Raw genomic sequence first — 19203 nt, forward strand, 5'->3', positions numbered from 1 at the left:
TGCGAAAGCCTGCCCAAAAATCAGGCAGGCTTTCCGATGCTCGCGCGGGCAGCGTCGAGGTCCTCGTCGTCGACCATCACCCGCACCGGGATCAGGAAGTAACTGCCGTCGGCGATGCTGGTTCCGGCATCGAATACGAAAGACAATATGCCGTCCGCCTCCAGCCGGGCCTGGACGATATGCGCCTCCTGCCGATCGAACCGGCCCAGTTCGACCAGCGCCATCAGGCGGCGGTCCCGCCCACGGTCAGTCCTTCGACCAGCAAAGTCGGCTGGCCGACCCCGGCGGGCACGCTCTGCCCGCCCTTGCCGCACATGCCGACGCCTTCGTCCAGCGCGAAGTCGTTGCCGATGCCCGTCACGCGCGTCAGCACCGAGGGGCCGTCGCCGATCAGCGTCGCGCCCTTGATCGGCGCGCCGATCCTGCCGTTCTCGACGCGATAGGCCTCGGTGCACGAAAATACGAACTTGCCGGAGACGATGTCGACCTGCCCGCCGCCGAAGCTCTTGGCGAAAATGCCCTTCTTCACCCTGCTGAGCAGCTCGGCGGGATCGTCGCTGCCGCCCTTCATGAAGGTGTTGGTCATGCGCGGCATCGGCGCGTGCTGGAAAGATTCGCGGCGACCGTTGCCGGTCGGCTCGACGCCCATCAGCCGGGCGTTGAGCCGATCCTGCATATAGCCGCGCAGGATGCCGTCCTCGATCAGCACGGTCTCGCGCGTCGGCGTGCCCTCATCATCGATCGACAGCGAGCCGCGCCGATCGTGGAGCGAGCCGTCATCGACCACAGTGACGCCCGGCGCGGCGACGCGCTCGCCGATGCGCCCCGAAAAGGCGCTGGTGCCCTTGCGATTGAAATCGCCTTCCAGCCCGTGGCCGATCGCCTCGTGCAGCAGCACGCCGGGCCAGCCGGGGCCGCACAGCACGGTCATGTCGCCGGCCGGCGCATCTTCGGCGTCCAGATTGACCAGCGCCTGCGCCAGCGCCTCGTCGATCGCGCGATTCCACGTCTCCGGCTCGAACAGCCGGTCGTACAGCGTGCGCCCGCCGGTGCCGAAGCTGCCCGTCTCGCGCCGGCCCTTGGACTCCACCACGATCGACACGTTGAGGCGGACCAGCGGGCGCACATCGGTGGCGATAAAGCCATCGGGGCGCACCACTTCGACCACGCTCCACGATCCGGTGAGGCCGACGCTGACCTGCACCACGCGGGGATCGCGGGCACGCGCGGCGGCGTCGATCGTCTGGCACAGATTCACCTTGTCGGCGAAGGAGACCAGGTCGAGCGGGTCGGCATCGGTATAGAGATGGCGGTTATTGCCCTGGGGCGGGGGCGCCTTGGGCTGGTTCGACGGATCGATCAGCGCCATCGTCTCGGCCGCGCGGCGGATGGCGGCGGCGCTGATCTCGTTGGCATGGGCAAAGGCCGTCGTCTCGCCCGACACTGCGCGCAGGCCGAAGCCCGATTGCGTATCGAACGACGCGGTCTTGAGCCGGCCATCGTCGAAGCCGAACGCCTCGGTCTTGCGATACTGCAGGTACAGCTCGCCATCCTCGGCCCGGCCCAGCGCCTCGGCGGTCAGGCGGGTGGCCGTGTCGGGATCGAAAGCGTCGCGATAGAGATAGGCGCGCGGATCGGAGGGAATGCTCATCCCTCCGATATAGGAGACTTAAATGCTGGCGCCAGCCGGATGGTCGGGCAATTGGCTCTGGTCCGCGCCGTCGGCAGGGCCGCCGATCAGCACGAAGCGGCGATCGCAATAGCCGCAATCGACATAGCCATGCTCGTCGATCTGCAGGAACACGCGCGGATGGCCAAGGGCTGCGGGGACGCCGGGTCCGCTGCCGTCGCAGGACACGCGGGCATGGGACGTGCGGATGGTTTCGGGCGGGGCGATCATGCGCCCCCGGTAGCAAAGCCCGACGGGGCTCGCAATCAGGAGCACACCGTCTTATTGCGGGAACCATGACTCAGGCCGCGATCGACATCCAGAATCTGTGCAAGACCTATGCGGGGGGCAAGCGGGCGCTGGACGGCGTAAGCTTCGCGGTGCCGCGGGGGCAGATTTTCGGACTGCTGGGGCCGAACGGCGCGGGCAAATCGACGCTGATCAACATCCTGGCCGGGCTGGTGAACAAGACCAGCGGGACCGCGACGATCTGGGGCTTCGACATCGACGCCCACCCGCGCAATGCCAAGGCGAGCATCGGCATCGTCAACCAGGAGATCACCTTCGATCCCTTCTTCACCCCCATCGAGACGCTGGACATCCAGGCCGGGCTGTACGGCGTGCCCAAGGCGCAGCGCCATTCGATGGACTTGCTGCGCGCGGTGCATCTGGAGGACAAGGCCAACGCCTATTCGCGCACGCTGTCGGGCGGGATGAAGCGCCGGCTGATGGTGGCCAAGGCGATGGTCCATTCCCCGCCGATCATCGTGCTCGACGAGCCGACCGCCGGAGTCGACGTGGAACTGCGCCAGCAGCTCTGGGCCTATGTGAAGCAGCTCAACCAGCGCGGCGTGACGGTGGTGCTGACCACCCACTATCTGGAAGAGGCCGAGCAGCTGTGCGATCGCATCGCGATCATCAACCACGGCCAGCTGATCGCCAACAAGCCGACCCGCGAGCTGGTCGGCATGGCGCAGGAAAAGGTGGTCGAAGTGACGGTGGACCGCGACATCGTGGCCGCGCCGGACAATGCCTGCTTCCAGAAGGTGGAGCTGAAGGGCGAGCGCGTGCTGGTGATCACCTACCGCAAGGACCAGGCGAACGCCGGCGAAGTGCTGGGCGCGGTGCAGGCGGGCGGATACGGCATCGTCGATGTCAGCACGCGTGAGGCGGACCTGGAGGATGTGTTCCTGAACCTGACGCGGGCGGCGTAGGGGGTCGATCTATTTCAACGGCTTTTATGAGCCCTTCGTCTGAAAGATGGCCGTAACGTCGCTGCATGGATTGTTATGGAACGGGGCAGAGTTGTCCCAGTAGCTTTGCGGGCCGCCGTGGAAGATGATCAGACGCGCGTTCGAGGCCCATTCAATTCGGGCTTGCTCGTCTTGATAATGCGACGCCGCGACACAGCCCGTCAGATACCAGTCTGGCTCCCAGGATCGCCGGACGAGGATGACGATCGAAGGCTCGCCGCCAACGATGACGCGTTCCACCTGCGCGATGCGCTTCCCGTCGGGTGACGATGCACGGGAAATGACTGAGCGCTCGGAATCGAGGAACACGGCAGAGCCCATGCCCCAATAGGGCAGAGTCAGGATCAGGAACGCGACGATCCCCGCGATACTGAGAAGGATTGCTCTCGATCGCTTCACGCCAGACAGCGTGTCACGCGCCAGAAGCCATCGCAAGCTCTGCCGTCGCCCGGTCGAAAGCTGTGGCCTCCCACGATTCTTGCCGAGGTGGTGCAGCGGGTGCTCAATCCACCAGCGGCGATGCAAGTGGATCGCTTGCCCTGTACGTGATGTTTGCTCCTTTCGCAGAGGGCAGCTGCTTGAAAACACGCGCTTTCGAGGCGCGGGCGACGGAGAGCTTGCCAGGAGCGATCCAGACGACGTTTGTCCAGATCGCGCCACCGCCGGCATCGTCAGCGGCACCATGGTCACTATCGGCGACGAAAACCTCGGTGGCGTCCTTTGGCGATTCCGTCCTGTGACCGACCAGGATTGCCGTCACATAGTCCGTCGTCGCCCCACAGTCTCTGACGATCGTGGCAGCGAAGCGATCGCTCCCCGGGTCACGCGCGACCTGCAACGTTTTTGAAAAGCACGTCGAGTCCGTGCCACAGCCGCCAAGAAGAAATGGGACCCCGCAAAGAAGCAGCCATTTCGTCATCGGGCCCTCACCGCCGGTGTCGCGCAAAGAACGCCCACATCGCCTCGTTGTCCGCCACCCACACATGCCCGGCGCCGTGCGTGACCCGCCCGGCCACGTCCGCGCCGCCCCGGCAGCGGGTGAACCGTTCTTCCTTCACGTCCGCCGAAACCGCGCGCTCCTCGGGCCCCACGCGGCACGCATTCAGGTCCGCCCAGCGGGCCAGCGCACTGTGCATCGTGTATTGCCAGTATCCCGCGCCGCCGCCCTGGATGGGGTTGGTGGTGTCGGCGTCGCCCGCGAACGCCAGCACCGGCATCGGCCGGGACGGGGCGCAGGTCGCCGGATCGGGCAGCGCCACGTCCTTCAGCGGATTGCCGGCGCGCAGGCCGACATTGGGCGCGATCGCGGCGAAGCGATCGGCGGCGACACAGCCCAGCCAGGAGGTGAACCGCCCGCCGCCCGAATGGCCGCTGGCATAGACGCGCGCGGGATCGGCACAGCCGCGCGCCGCCAGCCAGTCGATCGCCTGCTTCACGAACGCGACGTCATCGGCATCGCCGGGCCCCGGCACCTTGCCCGTGACGGTGGGCACGCCGGGAATGTTCCACACGAAGCCGCGCTCTGCCGGGATGCCGCCATCGGGCGCCACCACCAGGAATCCGTGCGCGTCGGCGGTGGCGGTCATTTTGGTCTGGTCGAGGATGCCCTGCCCCGTATCGGTGCTGCCGTGGAACAGGAACAGCAGCGGCGCGGGCGCGGCCCCCTGCCCCAGCGGGCGGTGCAGCAGCACGCTGCGCCCGGTGTCGGCGATCGCGATCCGCTGGGTAACCCCAGCCTGGCCCAGCGTACACCGCGCCGCCGCCGGGCTCGCCCCGAACAGTGCCGCGAGCGCCAGCACCGGCGCCGCTACGCGCTTCCATCGAAATTCCATGCCATCGTCTCCACTACCGGTGCGCAGCCTAGCCGCGACGGACGAGCCACGCAAAAAGGCGCGGCGCGGGATTGCGCGCGCGGCCAGCAACGCCTTTATAGCCGCGCATGAACACTGGTCAGGCCGACGCCGCGCACACGAGCGACATCCTCGTCATCGGATCGGGCGCGGCGGGGCTTACCGCCGCGCTCAACCTCGCCGCGCGGTTCAAGGTGACGGTGATCGCCAAGGGCGGGCTGGCCGAAGGATCGACGGCCTGGGCGCAGGGCGGGATCGCCGCCGTGCTCGAACCGGGCGACACGTTCGAAAGCCATATCGAAGACACGATGGTCGCCGGCGCGGGGCTCAACGACCGCGCGACCGTGGAAATGGTGGTCGAGAACGCCCCCGCTGCGATCGAGCGGCTGGCCAAGCTGGGCGTGCCGTTCAACACCGAGGGCAACGCGCTCCACCTGACGCGCGAGGGCGGGCACAGCCATCGCCGTATCGCCCATGTCGATGACGCCACCGGCTGGGCGGTGCAGGAAGCGCTGCTCAAGGCCGCGCGCGCGCATCCCAACATCACGCTGGTGCCCGACATGGTCGTGATCGACCTGGCGACCAGCCGGCACGAGATGCGTTATTCGGGCGCGGGCAATGTCTGGGGCGTCTATGCGTTCAACCGGGCGACCAATCGCGTCGAGCTGTTCACCGCGCGCGCGACCGTGCTGGCGACGGGGGGCGCCGGGCGGACCTATCTGTTCTCCACCGCCCCGCGCGGCGCGACCGGCGACGGAATCGCGATGGCGTGGCGCGCGGGGTGCCGCATCTCGAACATGGAGATGATGCAGTTCCACCCGACCTGCCTCTACAATCTCGACGTCAAGAATTTCCTGATTACCGAGGCGGTGCGCGGCGAAGGCGGGCACCTGCTGCTGCCCCCCGATGCGGGCGAAGAGGCCGGGCACCGCTTCATGCCCGGTTTCGATCCCCGGATGGAACTGGCCCCGCGCGACATCGTGGCGCGCGCGATCGACCATGAGATCAAGCGGCTGGGGCTCGACTACGTCCATCTCGACATCAGCCATATGGGCGCCGATTTCGTCCGCCACCATTTCCCGACGATCCACGCGCGGCTGCTCGACCTCGACATCGACATGACGAAGGAGCCGATTCCGGTCGTGCCGGCGCAGCATTATACCTGTGGCGGGGTGATGGTGGACCGCGACGGGCGCACCGACCTGCCGGGCCTCTATGCGGCGGGTGAAGTCAGCCAGTCTGGGCTGCACGGCGCCAATCGGCTGGCGAGCAACTCTCTGCTCGAATGCTTCGTGTTCGGCGAGGCGGCGGCCAACCATATCGCGGCGCATTGGGGCGACCTGGCGCCCCCGCCGGCGATACGCGCCTGGGACGAAAGCCGCGTCGCCGATTCGGACGAGGAAGTCGTCATCAAGCAGAACTGGACCGAGATCCGCCGTTTCATGTGGAATTATGTCGGCATCGTCCGCACCACCAAGCGGCTGGAACGCGCGGCGCACCGCATCAAGATGCTGCGCGAGGAAGTGAACGACTATTACGGCCATTTCCGGGTGACGCCCGACCTGATCGAACTGCGCAACCTGCTGGAAAGTGCCGACCTGATCGTGAAGTCCGCGCTGCACCGCAAGGAGAGCCGGGGGCTGCACTATACGCTCGATTACCCCCAGACCGACGAAGTGGCGCGCGACACCATATTGGTGCCGTGAGCGGCCCGCGCCCGGACGCAACCGGAAAATAAACGCCCATCGTGTCATTTTGGTTCACGATTCGCCGCTATGATGATAGGATTCGTCGCATCGCGCGCGTCGCAGGCTTTTGCGAGCAACGTATCCGCAGCAGGGTTGCGGCCGGGCAAGAGGTTGTGTTGGTGAAGAAGGTCGAGAGTTTCTCGAAAGTCGAAAGAGCGTTGACGGTTGCCGGGCTGGGCCCGGCGCTGCTGATGGGATGCGCGGTGCACGAGGATGTGGCGCTCGCCGCCTATCTGCCCGCGCCCAGCTATAGCGTGACCATGCCCTTCCCCGCCGCGCCGCGCCCGGCGCCCGCCCCCGTGCGGCCCGCACCCCAGATGCTCGTGTCGCAGCTCGACACGCTGCTGCGCAATTTCCAGGGCGTCGCCGGCGTCGCGGTGACCAGCGTCGAGGATGGCTGGGTGGTCGCCACCCCCAACGCCACGCGCCGGATGCCGCAGCAGAGCGTGAGCAAGCTGTGGGTGACGATGACGCTGCTCGACGCCGTCGATCGCGGCAGGATCCGGCTCGACGATCCGCTGACCATCACCCGCGCCGATTTCACGCTGTTCCACCAGCCGGTCGCCGCGCTGGTCAAGGGCGATACCGGCTATACCGCCACCGTGGGCGAGATCAGCCGCCGCGCGATGCAGATGAGCGACAACACCTGCAACGACAAGCTGCTCCGGCTGGTCGGCGGCCCGCAGGCGGTGCGGGACTTCATTGCGCGCAAGGGGCTTGGCGCGATCCGATTCGGGCCGGGCGAAAAGCTGCTCCAGGCGGGAACCGCCGGGCTGGAGTGGAAGCCGCAATATTCGATGGGCAACGCCTTTGCCCAGGCACGCGCGCAGCTTTCACCCACGGTGCGGCTGGCGGCATATGAATCCTATGTGAAGGACCCGCCCGACGGCGCGGCGCCCGAAGCGATCGCGAACGCGCTCGCGCGGCTGAAGCGCGGCGAGCTGTTGTCGCCGGCGTCGAGCGATTGGCTGCTCCAGACGATGGCGGGGGCCAAGACCGGGCGCGCGCGCGTGCACGGCGCGGTGCCGCCGGGCTGGTCCTATGCGCACAAGACCGGCACGGGCCAGGACCTGGGCCGCCGCACCGCGGGCTTCAACGATGTCGGCATCCTGACTGCGCCCGATGGCCGTTCCTATGCACTGGCGGTGATGATCGGCGACACCCCGCGCCCGATCCGCGAGCGCCAGTTGCTGATGCAGGCCGTGGCGACCGCGATCGTTTCCAGCCACCGGTAATACCCCGGTTTCGACCAGCCGTTCGTCTGGCGGGGTGACGGGCCGGATCGCCGCTGCTAAGCCCCTCGACGATGGGCAATCATCTCTACCTGGTCGACGGCTCGGGTTACATATTCCGCGCGTATCACCGGCTTCCGCCGCTCACCAACAAGCATGGCGAGCCGGTGGGCGCGGTCTATGGCTATACGACGATGCTGTGGAAGCTCGCCGACGAGCTGCACAAGGCCGATGGCCCGACGCACATGGCCGTGATCCTGGACAAGTCCAGCCACACGTTCCGCAACGAACTGTACGATCAGTACAAGGCGCATCGGCCGCCTGCGCCGGAGGATCTGGTCCCCCAGTTCCCCATGATCCGCGACGCCACCCGCGCCTTTTCGCTGCCGTGCATCGAGGAGGAAGGCTGGGAGGCCGACGACCTGATCGCCAGCTATGCCAAGGCGGCGCTGGCGCAAGGGTGGTCGGTCACGATCGTCAGTTCCGACAAGGACCTGATGCAACTGATCGAACCGGGGCTGGACCTGTACGATACGATGAACAACCGGCGGCTGGGGCCGGAAGCTGTGATCGAGAAATTCGGCGTCGAGCCCAGGCAGCTGGGCGACGTGCTCGCGCTGATGGGCGACACCGCCGATAACGTGCCGGGCGTACCGGGCATCGGCCCCAAGACGGCGGCGAAGCTGATCCAGGAACATGGATCGGTGGAGGCGGTGCTGGCCGCCGCGCCGACGATGAAGCCGTCGAAGATGCGCGACAACCTCATCGAACATGCCGACATGGCGCGGCTGTCGCGCCGGCTGGTCGAATTGTCGAGCGACGTGCCGCTGCCCGATCCGCTCGACGCATTGCAGCTTCAGGGAATTCCCGACGCGCCGCTGCGCGCGTTCCTGGAGCATCACGGCTTTCGCACCTTGCTGTCGCGCCTGTCCGCCGTCGCCGACGCGCCGGTCGAGACGCACGAGGCGCCGGGTGTCGAAGCGGACCCGCCGTGCGACCATGACGGATACGAGACCGTCGTGACCGAGGACGCGCTCGATAGCTGGATCGCCGCCGCCACGCACCAGGGCTGGGTCGCGATCGATACCGAGACGACCGGGCTGGACGCGACGCGCGCCGATCTGGTCGGCGTGAGCCTGGCACTGGCGCCGAACAAGGCCTGCTATATCCCGCTCGCGCATGGCGGGACCGACATGTTCGCCGAAAAGCCGGTGCAGCTCGATGCCGCCACCGCGCTGGCGAAGCTGAAGCCGCTGTTGGCGGACCCGGCGGTGCTCAAGATCGGGCACAACCTCAAATACGACATGAGCGTGCTGGCGCGGCTGGGGCTGGTAGTCGCGCCCTATGACGACACGATCGTGATGAGCTTCGACCTCGATGCCGGGCTGCATGGCCATGGCATGGACGAGCTGGCGGCGACGCACCTTGCGCACAGCTGCATCGCGTACAAGGACGTGGTCGGCACCGGCAAGAAGCAGCTCGGCTTCCACGAAGTCGATCTGAAGGCGGCGACGCGCTATGCCGCCGAGGATGCTGATGTGACGCTGCGGCTGTGGCGGCGGTTCAAGCCGCGCCTGTCGCATGAAGGCGCGACGCGCGTGTACGAGATGGTCGATCGCCCGCTGGTGGCGGTGATCGCGGGGATGGAGCAGGCGGGCATCAAGGTCGATGCCGCCGTGCTCGCGCGCCTCTCGGACGAGTTCTCCAAGCAGATGGCAGTGCTGGAAGACGAAATCCACGGCATCGCCGGGTTCAAGTTCACCATCGGCAGCCCCAAGCAGCTGGGCGACGTGCTGTTCGAGCAGATGGGGATCAAGGGCGGGCGCAAGGGCAAGTCGGGGGTCTATTCCACCGACGTGACCGAGCTGGAGCGGATCGCCGCCGACAAGGATTCGCCGGGCCGGGTGATGGCGGCCAAGGTGCTCGACTGGCGCCAGCTGTCGAAGCTGAAATCGACCTATACCGACGCGCTCCAGGCGCAGATCAACCCGGCGACGGGCCGCGTCCATACCAGCTACAGCCTCACCGGCGCGCAGACCGGGCGCCTGTCCTCCACCGACCCCAATCTCCAGAACATCCCGATCCGCACCGAAGTCGGCCGCCAGATCCGCGACGCCTTTGTCGCGGAGCCGGGCAATGTCATCCTGGCGGCGGACTATTCGCAGATCGAGCTGCGGCTGGCGGCGCATATCGCCGACGTGCCGGCGCTGCGCGATGCCTTTGCGCGCGGCGACGACATCCACAGCATGACCGCGATGGAGCTGTTCGGCGAAGTGAACCGCGACACGCGCGGGCGGGCCAAGACGATCAACTTCGCGATCCTCTACGGCATTTCGCGCTGGGGCCTGGCCGGGCGGCTGGACGTGACGCCGGACGAGGCGCAGGCGATGATCAGCCGCTATTTCGAGCGCTTTCCGGGCATCAACCGCTATATCGCCGATACGCTGGCGGAGGCGAAGGAGCGTGGCTACACCACCACGCTGTTCGGGCGGAAGACGCATTTCCCCCGGCTCAAATCGTCCAACCCCAATGAGCGCGCGGGCAGCGAGCGCGCCGCGATCAACGCCCCGATCCAGGGGACCAGCGCCGACATCATCAAGCGCGCGATGGCGCGGATGGGGCCGGCACTGGCCGAGGCCGGGCTGCCGAATGTGCGGATGCTGCTCCAGGTGCACGACGAACTGGTGTTCGAACTGCCCGAAGCCGATGTCGAGGCGGCGCGCCCGATCATCGAGCGCGTGATGGCGACCGCCGCCGAGCCGGCGATCGTGCTGAGCGTGCCGCTGGGCGTCGAGATCGGCGTGGGCCCGAGCTGGGGCGCCGCGCATTGAGCGACGCGGCGGGTTCGCAGGACATCAACGCGCTGGCCAAGGGCGGGCGCACCAACATGCTCGGCTTCATGCTGCGGCTCGCCGCGCGGCTGCCCTTCCTGTTCATCGCCGGGCGCGTCTATGGCCCTGACATCGTCGGTCGCTATGCGATCGCCGTGCTGGTGATCGAAGTCGCCGCGCTGTTCGCCACCCTGGGGCTGAAGCGCGGGCTGGCCCAGGCGCTGTCGTCGACCGATCGGCCGCATGCGCATGTCGTGTGGGACGCGATGGTGGTCGCGCTGGTCGCATCGGCAGTCGCGTGCGGCGTGCTGATGGTCTTCCCGCAGGCGATGTATCCCAACAGCCAGGTGATCGGGCTGGAGCGGCTGTTGCCGCTGGTGGTGTTTGCCACCGCCGCATCGGACGTGGCGCTGTCCGCGCTCGCCTATCGCCACAATATCCGCGCATCGGTGACCGCGCGGGCGGTGATCGAGCCGTGGACGATCAGCATCGCGGCATGGGTGTTTTCGTTCGTCTCCGCGCGCGACGGGCTGATCCTCGCCTATGTCGTGTCGATGGTCGCGGCGATGCTGGCGTCGATCGTGCCGTTCGTGCGCGAATATGGATTCCCGCGCGGCTGGCGCCCCCGCCCCGCCGACATCTGGGCACTGGCGCGGCGCAATGCCCCGCTGGCGGGCGCCGACACGATCGAATGGGCCACGCGCAACGTCGACCGATTCATCCTGGGGCTGTTGTTCGCGCCCGGCGTGGTCGGGGTCTATTACATGGCGCAACAAGTCGCATCGGTGCCGCAGCGGCTCAAATCGAGCTTCGACCCCATCCTCGCGCCCGTCGTGACCCAAAGCCTGGCAGTGGGCGACAAGGGCGCGGTGGCCAACCAGGTGCGGCAGGTCGGGTTCTGGATCACCTGTGCGCAGGCGGGGCTGCTGGTGATGTTCGCCCTGCCCGCCGAGGGCGTGATGGGGCTGATCGGGCCCGAGTTCGTGACCGGTGCGGGCGCGCTGTGCATCCTGCTGATGGCGGAGGTATTCGCCTCGACCGGCGCGGTGTGCGAGACTGCGCTGGTCTATATCGCCCGGCACCGCAACCTGATGATCTCGCTGTGCGTGCTGTCGTTCCAGATCGCGCTGAGCTTCGCCTTCGTCATCCTGGCCCGGCAACAGGGCTGGTCCGAAGGGTGGCAGGCCGCCGGCCCGGCGGCGGCGCTGGCGATTTCGGTGACGATCGGATCGGTGGTCAAGGCGATCGTGCTGCGCCGCCTGCTCGGCGCGTCGGTGCTGCGCGTCCGGCCCAGCTTCTTTGCGGCGATCGCGATTTCGGGGCTGGTCGGCATGGCGTTCATGGCTTTGCCGCATCGGTATGAATGGGCGAAGCTCAGCCTGGGGATGCCGGCGATCCTGGTGACCTATCTGTTCGTCATCATCCGCTTCGGCTTCGGCGCCGAAGACCGCGCGCTGTTCCGCAAGATGCCCGGGGCGGAGGCGGCACTTCCGGTCGCCGAGCCCGCCTGAGCGCGAAAATGCCCGGCGCGGGGGCCGGGCATTCGTTTTCGATCAATGCCGGAAGTGGCGCATGCCGGTGAACACCATCGCAAGGCCCGCTTCGTCCGCGGCCGCGATCACTTCGTCGTCGCGGATCGAGCCGCCCGGCTGGATCACGGCGGTCGCGCCCGCTTCCACTGCCGCCAGCAGGCCGTCGGCGAAGGGGAAGAAAGCGTCCGACGCCACGGCCGAGCCGATCGTGCGTGGCGTGGCCCAGCCGGCCTTGTCCGCCGCGTCCTTCGCCTTCCACGCCGCGATGCGGGCGCTTTCCAGGCGGTTCATCTGGCCGGCGCCGACGCCGGCGGTGCTGCCGTCCTTGGCATAGACGATCGCGTTCGACTTGACGTGCTTGGCCACGGTCCAGGCGAACAGGCAGTCGGCCAGTTCCTGCTCGGTCGGCTGGCGCTTCGTCACGACCTTGAGCTGGTCGCGCGTGACGATGCCGTTGTCGCGCGATTGCGCCAGCATGCCCCCCGCGATCGACTTGAGCATCAGCCCGCCGCGCGCCGGATCGGGCAGTTCGCCGGTCAGCAGCAGGCGCAGGTTCTTCTTGGCGGCGAACACCGCGCGCGCATCGTCATCGGCGTCGGGGGCGCAGACGACTTCGGTGAAGATGCCGCTGATGGCCTCTGCCGTCGCGCGGTCGAGCGGGCGGTTGACCGCGATGATGCCGCCGAATGCCGAGACGGTGTCGCAGGCGAAGGCCGCCGCATAGGCCTCGGCCAGCGTCGCGCCGCTCGCCACGCCGCAGGGATTGGCGTGCTTGACGATCACCACGGTCGGCGGGCCGTCGCGGAATTCGCTGACCAGTTCGAGCGCGGCGTCGGCGTCGTTGTAATTGTTGTAGCTCAGTTCCTTGCCCTGAAGCTGCCGGGCCTGGGCGATCCCGCCGCCGACGACGCGCTGGGGCACGTACAGCGCCGCCTGCTGATGCGGGTTCTCGCCGTAGCGCAGATCGGCCTGCTTCACGAGCGCGAGCGGCAGCGTGGTGGGCAGCACCTCGCCCTGGTCGACCGTCGCGAACCAGCGCGCGATGCCCGCGTCATAGGCCGCCGTTGCCGCATAGGCCTTGGCGGCGAACTTGCGGCGCTGCGCCAGCGTGGTCGTGCCGCCCATCACCAGCGCGTAATCGGCGGGATCGGTGACGATCGCGACCGATTCATGGTTCTTCGCGGCAGAGCGCACCATCGACGGGCCGCCAATGTCGATATTCTCGATGATCTCGTCGCGGTCCGCGCCCTTGGCGACGGTCTCGGCGAAGGGATAGAGGTTCACCACGACCAGGTCGATCGGCACGATGGCGTGCTCGGCCATCGAGGCCTGGTGCTCGGGGTTCGCGCGGACCGAGAGCAGGCCGCCATGGACATTCGGGTGCAGCGTCTTGACGCGCCCGTCCATCATCTCCGGGAAGCCGGTGAGGTCGGAAATGTCGCGCACGTCGAGCCCGGCGTCGCGCAGTGCCTTGGCAGTGCCCCCGGTCGAGACGAGCTCGACTCCCTGGGCGGCGAGCGCCTGTCCGAGTTCGACGATCCCGGTCTTGTCGGAGACCGAGAGAAGGGCGCGCTTGATGATGACCTGATCCATGCGCGGCCCTCTCCCGAATCATGGGCGCGGGGGCAACCCCTTTTCGACGTTATTTCGCGCGGTGGAACAGCCAGCTGACGTTCGTGCCGCCGGGCGGGGTCTCGCCGGCGATCACCAGCTGGCGCGTCGCCATCGGCCGCCCCTCGCCGTCGATCCACACGCTGTCCTCGACCGTAAGCGCCGCGCCCTTGCCGCGAAACTGCCAGAGCGTGCCGCCCGGCAGGCGCAGGATCGCGGCCATGCCGTCGGCGGTGGGGGTGATTTCGACGCTGGGATGCAAGTGGAAGCGGATGGCGAAGGGCGTCATCGGCCGCGCCTTGCGCCGATCGGCGGGGAGCAGCATGTCTTCGCCGCGCACATCCTTGCCATCGTCGGACAGCGCCAGGATGCGGCGGTGGACGAAGCCCAGACGGCGGGCATAGCCGTCATGACTCGCCTCGATCCGGCTGCCGCGATCGGTTTCCTGCCGCGCCAGCTCGACTTCGGCCACGCCGCGCCCGAGCGTGCCGTCGGCATGGATCGCAGTGGAATTGCTGTCGGCCAGCACCAGCGTGGAATGCGCGGCGGTGGTCCGCAGCCCCTCGACCAGCGCCGCCGGCAGCTGCACATGCGCCGCGCGCGCGCCGCCGCAATTGACGACGATGCGATGCGCGCCGTCCGAAAGTTCGAATGCCAGCGTCGATGCGCAGCCCCCCTCGACCAGCCGGGCGAGCGGCGGGGGTGCGGCGTCCATGATCGCGACGGTGCCGCCGGCGTGGAGCCGCTGATATCCCCATTCGCGCGCCTGTTTCAGCGGGCGGGTGCGCACGCCGGTTGCCTCCACCGTCTGGCCAAGCACGTCGCCCGGAATCGGCCCGCCACCCTGCCAGCTGGAAAGCCCGCCATCGCCATGGCACACCCCCAGCAGCGCCGTGACCATCCGCGCGATCGTGGTGGTGAGGAAGGTCGGCGGCTCCAGCCGGCGGGCGTCATAGCCATCGGCGAGCATCGTCAGATACTGGATCGCGTCGAGATGCGCGGCAGGCGAACGCGACACCAGCCCGCCATCGTCGAACACCGATTGCTCGATCGCGCGGCGCAGCCCCGCCTCGCCGGCGCCGCGTCGCGGATCGCCGCCGGGCATCACCAGCCCCGCCGCCAGCACGCCGCACCATGCCGCCACGCGCGGCGCGCCCACCGGCGTACGATCGGCCGCGCGGTCCAGATGGCGCGCGCCCCGTGCCAGCGCGTGGAGCACGCTGGAGCGATAGACGAGGTCGGAGGCAGACAGGATCAGCGGCGCGTGCGCAGTCCAGAACAGGATGCGCCGCCCCCACAGGTCGCCGCGCCACGCCGGCTCGCTCACCTTTTCGCCGTGTACGGCAAGCCAGCGCCGCGTCAGCTCCTCGGCAATCGGCGCGCCAATCGCGCGGGTGGTGACGCTCGACAAGTCGCGCAGCCACGCGAAACTCTGGAGATAGTCGTCGAATCCGGGCGACCAGTCGGGATGCGCGAAATCGACGGCCTCGATCTCCCGCGCTTCGCCGCGAAAGGCGATGACGCCGTCGAGCAGCGCGTTGCCGCGCGCGGGGTCGCCGAAAAACGGGTCGTCGGGGATCGCGATCAGCTTGAGCGGATGCCGCCCCTTCAGCCGCATCGCGTGGAAGGGCAGGCGCCAGCTCAGCCGCTGCAGTCGCTCGGCGATGCGATCGGCCAGGCTCAGGCCGCGATCGCCGCCCTGTCGCACCAGCCGCTTGCCCGGCTCGATCCCGTCGGCGGCGGGATCGTGCGGGGAATCGCTCACCCGGCGCGCAGCGCGGCGATGTTCGCCGCATAGCGATCGGGGCCGCCGGTGAAGGTGGCGGTGCCCGCGACCAGCGCATCGGCGCCCGCCGCGATCACGCGCGGCGCCGTTTCGCGATCGACCCCGCCATCGACTTCCAGGTCGATCGCGCGGCCCGAGGCGTCGATACGGCGGCGCAGCTCGGCGATCTTGGGCAACTGGCTCTCGATGAACTTCTGGCCGCCGAAGCCGGGGTTGACGCTCATCACCAGGATCAGGTCGACCAGGTCCATGACATGGTCGATCGCATCGATCGGGGTGGCGGGATTGAGCACGACGCCCGCGCGCTTGCCCAGCGCCTTGATCGTCTGGAGCGTGCGATGCAGGTGCGGCCCCGATTCAGGGTGGACCGAAATCGTGTCGGCGCCCGCGTCGGCAAACGCCGCCAGCAGCGGATCGACCGGCGCGATCATCAGGTGCACGTCGAACGGCTTGGCCGTGTGCGGGCGCAGCGCCTTGATCACCGCTGGCCCGATCGTGATGTTGGGCACGAAATGCCCGTCCATCACATCGACATGGATCCAGTCGGCACCCGCGGCGTCGATGGCGCGGATTTCCTCGCCCAGACGGGCAAAGTCGGCGGAGAGGATGGACGGTGCGATGCGGACGGCGGACATGCGCGAATCCTTACGCACACCCCCTGCGCCAAGCAACTAGCGCGTTTCCGCTTTGCTGAATCTGTGCCGGCCCGCTCCCCCACCCGACCACCCAACGACAGTGTATTCTATGGGTGGTCGGGTGGGGGAGCGGGCGGTACGAACCGGGTAGATGTTCCACAGATTGGACCGGGTTGATCCTCCACGGCAGCGTTGTGTCGCAGGAGGGTTTCTTCGATGCCATTTGTGGAGAGCAGCCGGATGGAGCGGCGGATAGGTCTGCTGTCGGATTACGATACCGGGGCATTCAGCGTGACGGCGCTGTGTGCGCGCTACGGGATTGATCGGTCGACCTTTTACCTGTGGCATTCGCGGCGCGCGGGTGGCGATGCGCGTTGGTTTGCGGATCGCTCGCACGCGCCGCGCAGTTGTCCGCACCGGACGGTGGCGGAGGTGGAGGCGGCGGTGATTGCGGTGCGGACACGCTATCCGCATTTCGGTCCGAAGAAGATTCTGGCGTGGCTGGAGCGGGAGGCGCCGGGGAGGGACTGGCCAGCGGCCTCCACGATCGGGGACATCGTGAAGCGAAGCGGGTTGGTTGCGCCGCGGCGCATACGCAGGCGTGGGGTCGCGGTTGATCCGCAGCCGCTTTGGCCGGATGCGCCCAATGTGGAATGGGCGTGCGACTTCAAGGGCTGGTTCCGCACGCGGGATGGCAGGCGTTGCGACCCGTTGACAGTGACGGATGCGTACAGCCGCTATCTGCTGGAAGTGCGCATCACCGATCCGTCGATTGCGGGTGTGCGACCGGTATTCGAGCAGCTGTTCCAGGCGCATGGCCTGCCGCAGGCGATCCGTTGCGACAACGGGCCGCCGTTCGGATCGGATGGCGCGGGCGGGCTTACGCGGCTGTCGGCATGGTGGCTCAAGCTGGGGGTTCGGCCCCACTTCATCCGCCCTGCCTCGCCGCAGGATAACGGCCGTCACGAGCGGATGCACCGCGAGCTCAAGGGGCAGACCTCGCGGCCCGCGGCGGCGACGCTGGGCGCGCAGCAGGCACGGTTCGATGCGTTCCGTGCGCACTATAACGAAGAGCGGCCGCACGAGGCGCTTGGCCAGGTCGCGCCCGCGAGCCTGTGGCAGGCATCGCGAAGGACGATGCCGGAACGCGTGCCGGAGCCATGGTACGACGCCGATCACGAAGCGCGCACGGTGCAGGGGTCGGGGGACATCAAGTGGCGCCAGGGGCGCGTGTTCGTGAGCGAATCGCTGGCAGGCGAGGTGGTCGGTATCACCGCGCAGGAGGACGGTTCGCACCTCGTGCGGTTCTGCGACACCGACCTGGGTGTAATCGACCGCTCGGGCCGCTTCCGGCGCTTCGCACCGCCCCGATACAGGCTGCGCGAACCACCAAAAGCACCCGGCCAAAACTGTGGAGGATCAACCCGGTCTGATCTGTAGGGCTTCAACCCGGTTGATCAGGCCGGCACCGCATCACTAGGCCCGGCGCAATCGCGCGATGAAGAATCCGTCCACGCCGCCCTTGTCGAGCAGCATCCCCGGCAGGATGCGCAGGCTGCCGTCGTCGCGGGGCACGATCCCCTCGGGCAGTTCCTCGACGCGCACGGGCTGGATCGCGAAATCGGGATGCGCGGCGAGGAAAGTCGCCAGCTGCGCCTCGCCCTCCTGCGGCTCGAGCGAGCAGGTGGAGAAGACCAGCACGCCGCCCGGCTTCACCCACTGCGCGGCGCGGGCCAGCAGCTGGGCCTGGAGCGCCGCCATTTCGGCGATCAGCGAGGGGCGGACGCGGTGGAGCACGTCCGGATGGCGGCGGAAAATGCCGGTGGCGCTGCACGGCGCGTCCAGCAGCACGGCGTCGGCGGGCGACTGCGGCTGCCACGTCAGCAGGTCGGCGGCGACGACGCGGGCATTCAGGCCGGTGCGCTCCAGATTCTCGTGAAGTCGCGCCAGACGACTTTCGGACACGTCCACCGCCGTCACGTCCCAACCGGCAGCGGCGAGCTGGAGCGTCTTGCCGCCCGGAGCGGCGCACAGGTCGAGCGCAGCCCCCGCGCCTGCGCCGATCAGCCGGGCGGGCAGCGACGCGGCAAGGTCCTGGACCCACCAGTCCCCCTCGGCATAGCCCTCCAGCGTCGGGATCGCGGCCTTGTCCTCCAGCCGCAAATGGCCGGGGAGCAGCGACATGCCGGCAAGCTCGGGCGCATGGCCCGCGTCGCGCAGCGTCAGGTCGATCGGCGGCGGCACGGCGATGGCGCGCTCGGCATCCTCGATCATCTGGTCGCCCCATGCCGCGTGCCAGCGCAGCGCGACCGCATCGGGCAGCGCCGGCGGCTCGGGCAGCGTCACGCCCGAGCGGACGAGCGTGCCGAACACACCGTGGACCAGCTTGCGCGGGCCGCCATCGACCAGCGGGAGCACGGTGGAAATCGCGGCATGGCCGGGCGTGCCCAACGCCAGCGCCTGGACCAGCGCGATGCGCAGCGCGAAGCGCGCCTTGGCATCGTCGGGCAGGCGCTGGCGCGTCGCCGAATCGATCAGCGCGTCGAGATCGGGCAGCCGCCGCAGCGTTTCCGCCGCGATCGCATGGGCGAGCCCGCGATCGTTGGGCGCCAGCCCCTGGGCGGCATTGTCGAGCGCCTGTTCGAGCGCGAGCCCACGGCGGAGCACGGCATCGAGCAGCTTGAGCGCGGCACGGCGCGCGGGAACACCCGGCGCATCGGATTGGGGAGCGGGACGAGACAAATCAGGCGCGCCCTAGCCGATTGGCGCGCATTTCGGAACCCGTGCCAGCCATTGCCTTGAACCCCGCTGCGTTCGCGCCCACTGTGAGGGCAGTCAACCAGTGAGGCAATGCCATGGGCCAGCGCCCCGATCATGTGAAGCCGCCCGCCTATCTCTCGAAGAGCCCGCCGCTGCCACAGCCCGCGCCGGCGGAGAAGACGAACGACCCGCTCGGCACCGATCCCACCCGCTATGGCGACTGGGAGGTGAAGGGCATTGCGGTGGATTTCTGAAAGCCGTTTGGAAATTCGCGGAAGAGCGAATTTCAAGGCGGT

General features: G+C 68.2%; 17 protein-coding genes. 7 read left to right on the forward strand and 10 right to left on the reverse strand.

The features are described 5' to 3' along the window. Window positions 1–20 precede the first annotated feature (20 nt). From ACG3SL_RS18840 to ACG3SL_RS18850, 3 genes are read right to left on the reverse strand one after another with little or no spacing between them, the layout of a single operon-like run. The gene (locus tag ACG3SL_RS18840) at window positions 21–224 is read right to left on the reverse strand and encodes a putative signal transducing protein (protein ID WP_448662691.1); all 204 of its coding nucleotides are present in this window, start codon (window positions 222–224) and stop codon (window positions 21–23) included. Continuing rightward, window positions 224–1651 (reverse strand): metalloprotease TldD, encoded by a 1428-nt coding sequence (tldD, locus tag ACG3SL_RS18845; RefSeq protein WP_448662692.1) that lies wholly within the window; start codon window positions 1649–1651, stop codon window positions 224–226. The genes ACG3SL_RS18840 and tldD overlap by 1 nt, the downstream gene beginning before the upstream one ends. Before the next feature lie 18 nt (window positions 1652–1669). Next, on the reverse strand, window positions 1670–1900 hold the full coding sequence (locus ACG3SL_RS18850) for a zinc-finger domain-containing protein (RefSeq protein ID WP_448662693.1): 231 nt from the start codon (window positions 1898–1900) through the stop codon (window positions 1670–1672). Window positions 1901–1965: 65 nt separating this feature from the next. On the opposite strand from ACG3SL_RS18850, the gene ACG3SL_RS18855 reads away from it, so the two are divergent. Next, complete coding sequence (locus tag ACG3SL_RS18855; RefSeq protein WP_448662694.1) at window positions 1966–2883, forward strand: ABC transporter ATP-binding protein; 918 nt, start codon at window positions 1966–1968, stop codon at window positions 2881–2883. A 24-nt stretch (window positions 2884–2907) separates the two neighbouring features. On the opposite strand, the gene ACG3SL_RS18860 is transcribed toward ACG3SL_RS18855, so the two are convergent. Genes ACG3SL_RS18860 through ACG3SL_RS18870 form a run of 3 tightly spaced genes read right to left on the reverse strand, consistent with a single transcriptional unit; the run spans window position 2908 to window position 4754 of the window. Then, the gene (locus ACG3SL_RS18860) at window positions 2908–3447 is read right to left on the reverse strand and encodes a hypothetical protein (protein ID WP_448662695.1); all 540 of its coding nucleotides are present in this window, start codon (window positions 3445–3447) and stop codon (window positions 2908–2910) included. Then, on the reverse strand, window positions 3425–3841 hold the full coding sequence (locus tag ACG3SL_RS18865; RefSeq protein ID WP_448662696.1) for a hypothetical protein: 417 nt from the start codon (window positions 3839–3841) through the stop codon (window positions 3425–3427). The genes ACG3SL_RS18860 and ACG3SL_RS18865 overlap by 23 nt, the downstream gene beginning before the upstream one ends. 7 nt (window positions 3842–3848) lie before the next feature. Beyond that, window positions 3849–4754, reverse strand: coding sequence for an alpha/beta hydrolase family esterase (locus ACG3SL_RS18870; protein ID WP_448662697.1), 906 nt, complete (start codon window positions 4752–4754; stop codon window positions 3849–3851). 107 nt (window positions 4755–4861) lie between these two features. On the opposite strand from ACG3SL_RS18870, the gene nadB reads away from it, so the two are divergent. From nadB to ACG3SL_RS18890, 4 genes are all read left to right on the forward strand, one after another. Continuing rightward, window positions 4862–6478, forward strand: a complete 1617-nt coding sequence (nadB, locus tag ACG3SL_RS18875; RefSeq protein ID WP_448662698.1) for an L-aspartate oxidase — start codon at window positions 4862–4864, stop codon at window positions 6476–6478. 233 nt (window positions 6479–6711) lie between these two features. Further along, window positions 6712–7755: a serine hydrolase gene (locus tag ACG3SL_RS18880; RefSeq protein ID WP_448665170.1), complete on the forward strand. Its 1044-nt coding sequence runs from the start codon at window positions 6712–6714 to the stop codon at window positions 7753–7755. A 71-nt stretch (window positions 7756–7826) separates the two neighbouring features. Continuing rightward, window positions 7827–10583, forward strand: coding sequence for a DNA polymerase I (gene polA / locus ACG3SL_RS18885; protein WP_448662700.1), 2757 nt, complete (start codon window positions 7827–7829; stop codon window positions 10581–10583). Window positions 10584–10639: 56 nt separating this feature from the next. Next, window positions 10640–12094, forward strand: coding sequence for a lipopolysaccharide biosynthesis protein (locus ACG3SL_RS18890; RefSeq protein ID WP_448665171.1), 1455 nt, complete (start codon window positions 10640–10642; stop codon window positions 12092–12094). A 42-nt stretch (window positions 12095–12136) separates the two neighbouring features. On the opposite strand, the gene purH is transcribed toward ACG3SL_RS18890, so the two are convergent. The 3 genes from purH to rpe are packed head-to-tail and all read right to left on the reverse strand — an operon-like array spanning window position 12137 to window position 16147. After that, complete coding sequence (gene purH, locus ACG3SL_RS18895) at window positions 12137–13708, reverse strand: bifunctional phosphoribosylaminoimidazolecarboxamide formyltransferase/IMP cyclohydrolase (protein WP_448662701.1); 1572 nt, start codon at window positions 13706–13708, stop codon at window positions 12137–12139. 49 nt (window positions 13709–13757) lie between these two features. Next, on the reverse strand, window positions 13758–15491 hold the full coding sequence (locus tag ACG3SL_RS18900) for a heparinase II/III family protein (RefSeq protein ID WP_448662702.1): 1734 nt from the start codon (window positions 15489–15491) through the stop codon (window positions 13758–13760). Then, window positions 15488–16147 (reverse strand): ribulose-phosphate 3-epimerase, encoded by a 660-nt coding sequence (gene rpe, locus ACG3SL_RS18905; protein WP_448662703.1) that lies wholly within the window; start codon window positions 16145–16147, stop codon window positions 15488–15490. Before rpe ends, ACG3SL_RS18900 begins: the two co-directional genes overlap by 4 nt. Window positions 16148–16363: 216 nt before the next feature. Between rpe and ACG3SL_RS18910 the strand changes: the two genes are divergently transcribed. Next, complete coding sequence (locus ACG3SL_RS18910) at window positions 16364–17587, forward strand: integrase core domain-containing protein (protein ID WP_448662704.1); 1224 nt, start codon at window positions 16364–16366, stop codon at window positions 17585–17587. A 36-nt stretch (window positions 17588–17623) separates the two neighbouring features. On the opposite strand, the gene ACG3SL_RS18915 is transcribed toward ACG3SL_RS18910, so the two are convergent. Next, window positions 17624–18889 (reverse strand): RsmB/NOP family class I SAM-dependent RNA methyltransferase, encoded by a 1266-nt coding sequence (locus ACG3SL_RS18915; RefSeq protein WP_448662705.1) that lies wholly within the window; start codon window positions 18887–18889, stop codon window positions 17624–17626. 113 nt (window positions 18890–19002) lie between these two features. Here ACG3SL_RS18915 and ACG3SL_RS18920 point away from each other — a divergent pair, with 113 nt between their 5' ends. Next, window positions 19003–19161 (forward strand): DUF1674 domain-containing protein, encoded by a 159-nt coding sequence (locus ACG3SL_RS18920; protein WP_448662706.1) that lies wholly within the window; start codon window positions 19003–19005, stop codon window positions 19159–19161. The last annotated feature ends 42 nt before the right edge of the window (window positions 19162–19203 follow it).

The sequence above is a fragment of the Sphingomonas degradans genome (genome assembly GCF_053502645.1).

What these genes read in the sequence shown, in the direction of transcription:
- ACG3SL_RS18920 (WP_448662706.1), top strand. Translation starts at nt 19,003, where the DNA reads ATGGGCCAGCGCCCCGATCATGTGAAGCCGCCCGCCTATCTCTCGAAG.
- ACG3SL_RS18890 (WP_448665171.1), top strand. Translation starts at nt 10,640, where the DNA reads ATGCTCGGCTTCATGCTGCGGCTCGCCGCGCGGCTGCCCTTCCTGTTC.
- purH (WP_448662701.1), bottom strand. Translation starts at nt 13,708, where the DNA reads ATGGATCAGGTCATCATCAAGCGCGCCCTTCTCTCGGTCTCCGACAAG.
- ACG3SL_RS18855 (WP_448662694.1), top strand. Translation starts at nt 1,966, where the DNA reads ATGACTCAGGCCGCGATCGACATCCAGAATCTGTGCAAGACCTATGCG.
- polA (WP_448662700.1), top strand. Translation starts at nt 7,827, where the DNA reads ATGGGCAATCATCTCTACCTGGTCGACGGCTCGGGTTACATATTCCGC.
- ACG3SL_RS18910 (WP_448662704.1), top strand. Translation starts at nt 16,364, where the DNA reads ATGCCATTTGTGGAGAGCAGCCGGATGGAGCGGCGGATAGGTCTGCTG.
- rpe (WP_448662703.1), bottom strand. Translation starts at nt 16,147, where the DNA reads ATGTCCGCCGTCCGCATCGCACCGTCCATCCTCTCCGCCGACTTTGCC.
- nadB (WP_448662698.1), top strand. Translation starts at nt 4,862, where the DNA reads ATGAACACTGGTCAGGCCGACGCCGCGCACACGAGCGACATCCTCGTC.
- ACG3SL_RS18840 (WP_448662691.1), bottom strand. Translation starts at nt 224, where the DNA reads ATGGCGCTGGTCGAACTGGGCCGGTTCGATCGGCAGGAGGCGCATATC.
- ACG3SL_RS18850 (WP_448662693.1), bottom strand. Translation starts at nt 1,900, where the DNA reads ATGATCGCCCCGCCCGAAACCATCCGCACGTCCCATGCCCGCGTGTCC.
- ACG3SL_RS18865 (WP_448662696.1), bottom strand. Translation starts at nt 3,841, where the DNA reads ATGACGAAATGGCTGCTTCTTTGCGGGGTCCCATTTCTTCTTGGCGGC.
- ACG3SL_RS18880 (WP_448665170.1), top strand. Translation starts at nt 6,712, where the DNA reads ATGGGATGCGCGGTGCACGAGGATGTGGCGCTCGCCGCCTATCTGCCC.
- tldD (WP_448662692.1), bottom strand. Translation starts at nt 1,651, where the DNA reads ATGAGCATTCCCTCCGATCCGCGCGCCTATCTCTATCGCGACGCTTTC.
- ACG3SL_RS18870 (WP_448662697.1), bottom strand. Translation starts at nt 4,754, where the DNA reads ATGGAATTTCGATGGAAGCGCGTAGCGGCGCCGGTGCTGGCGCTCGCG.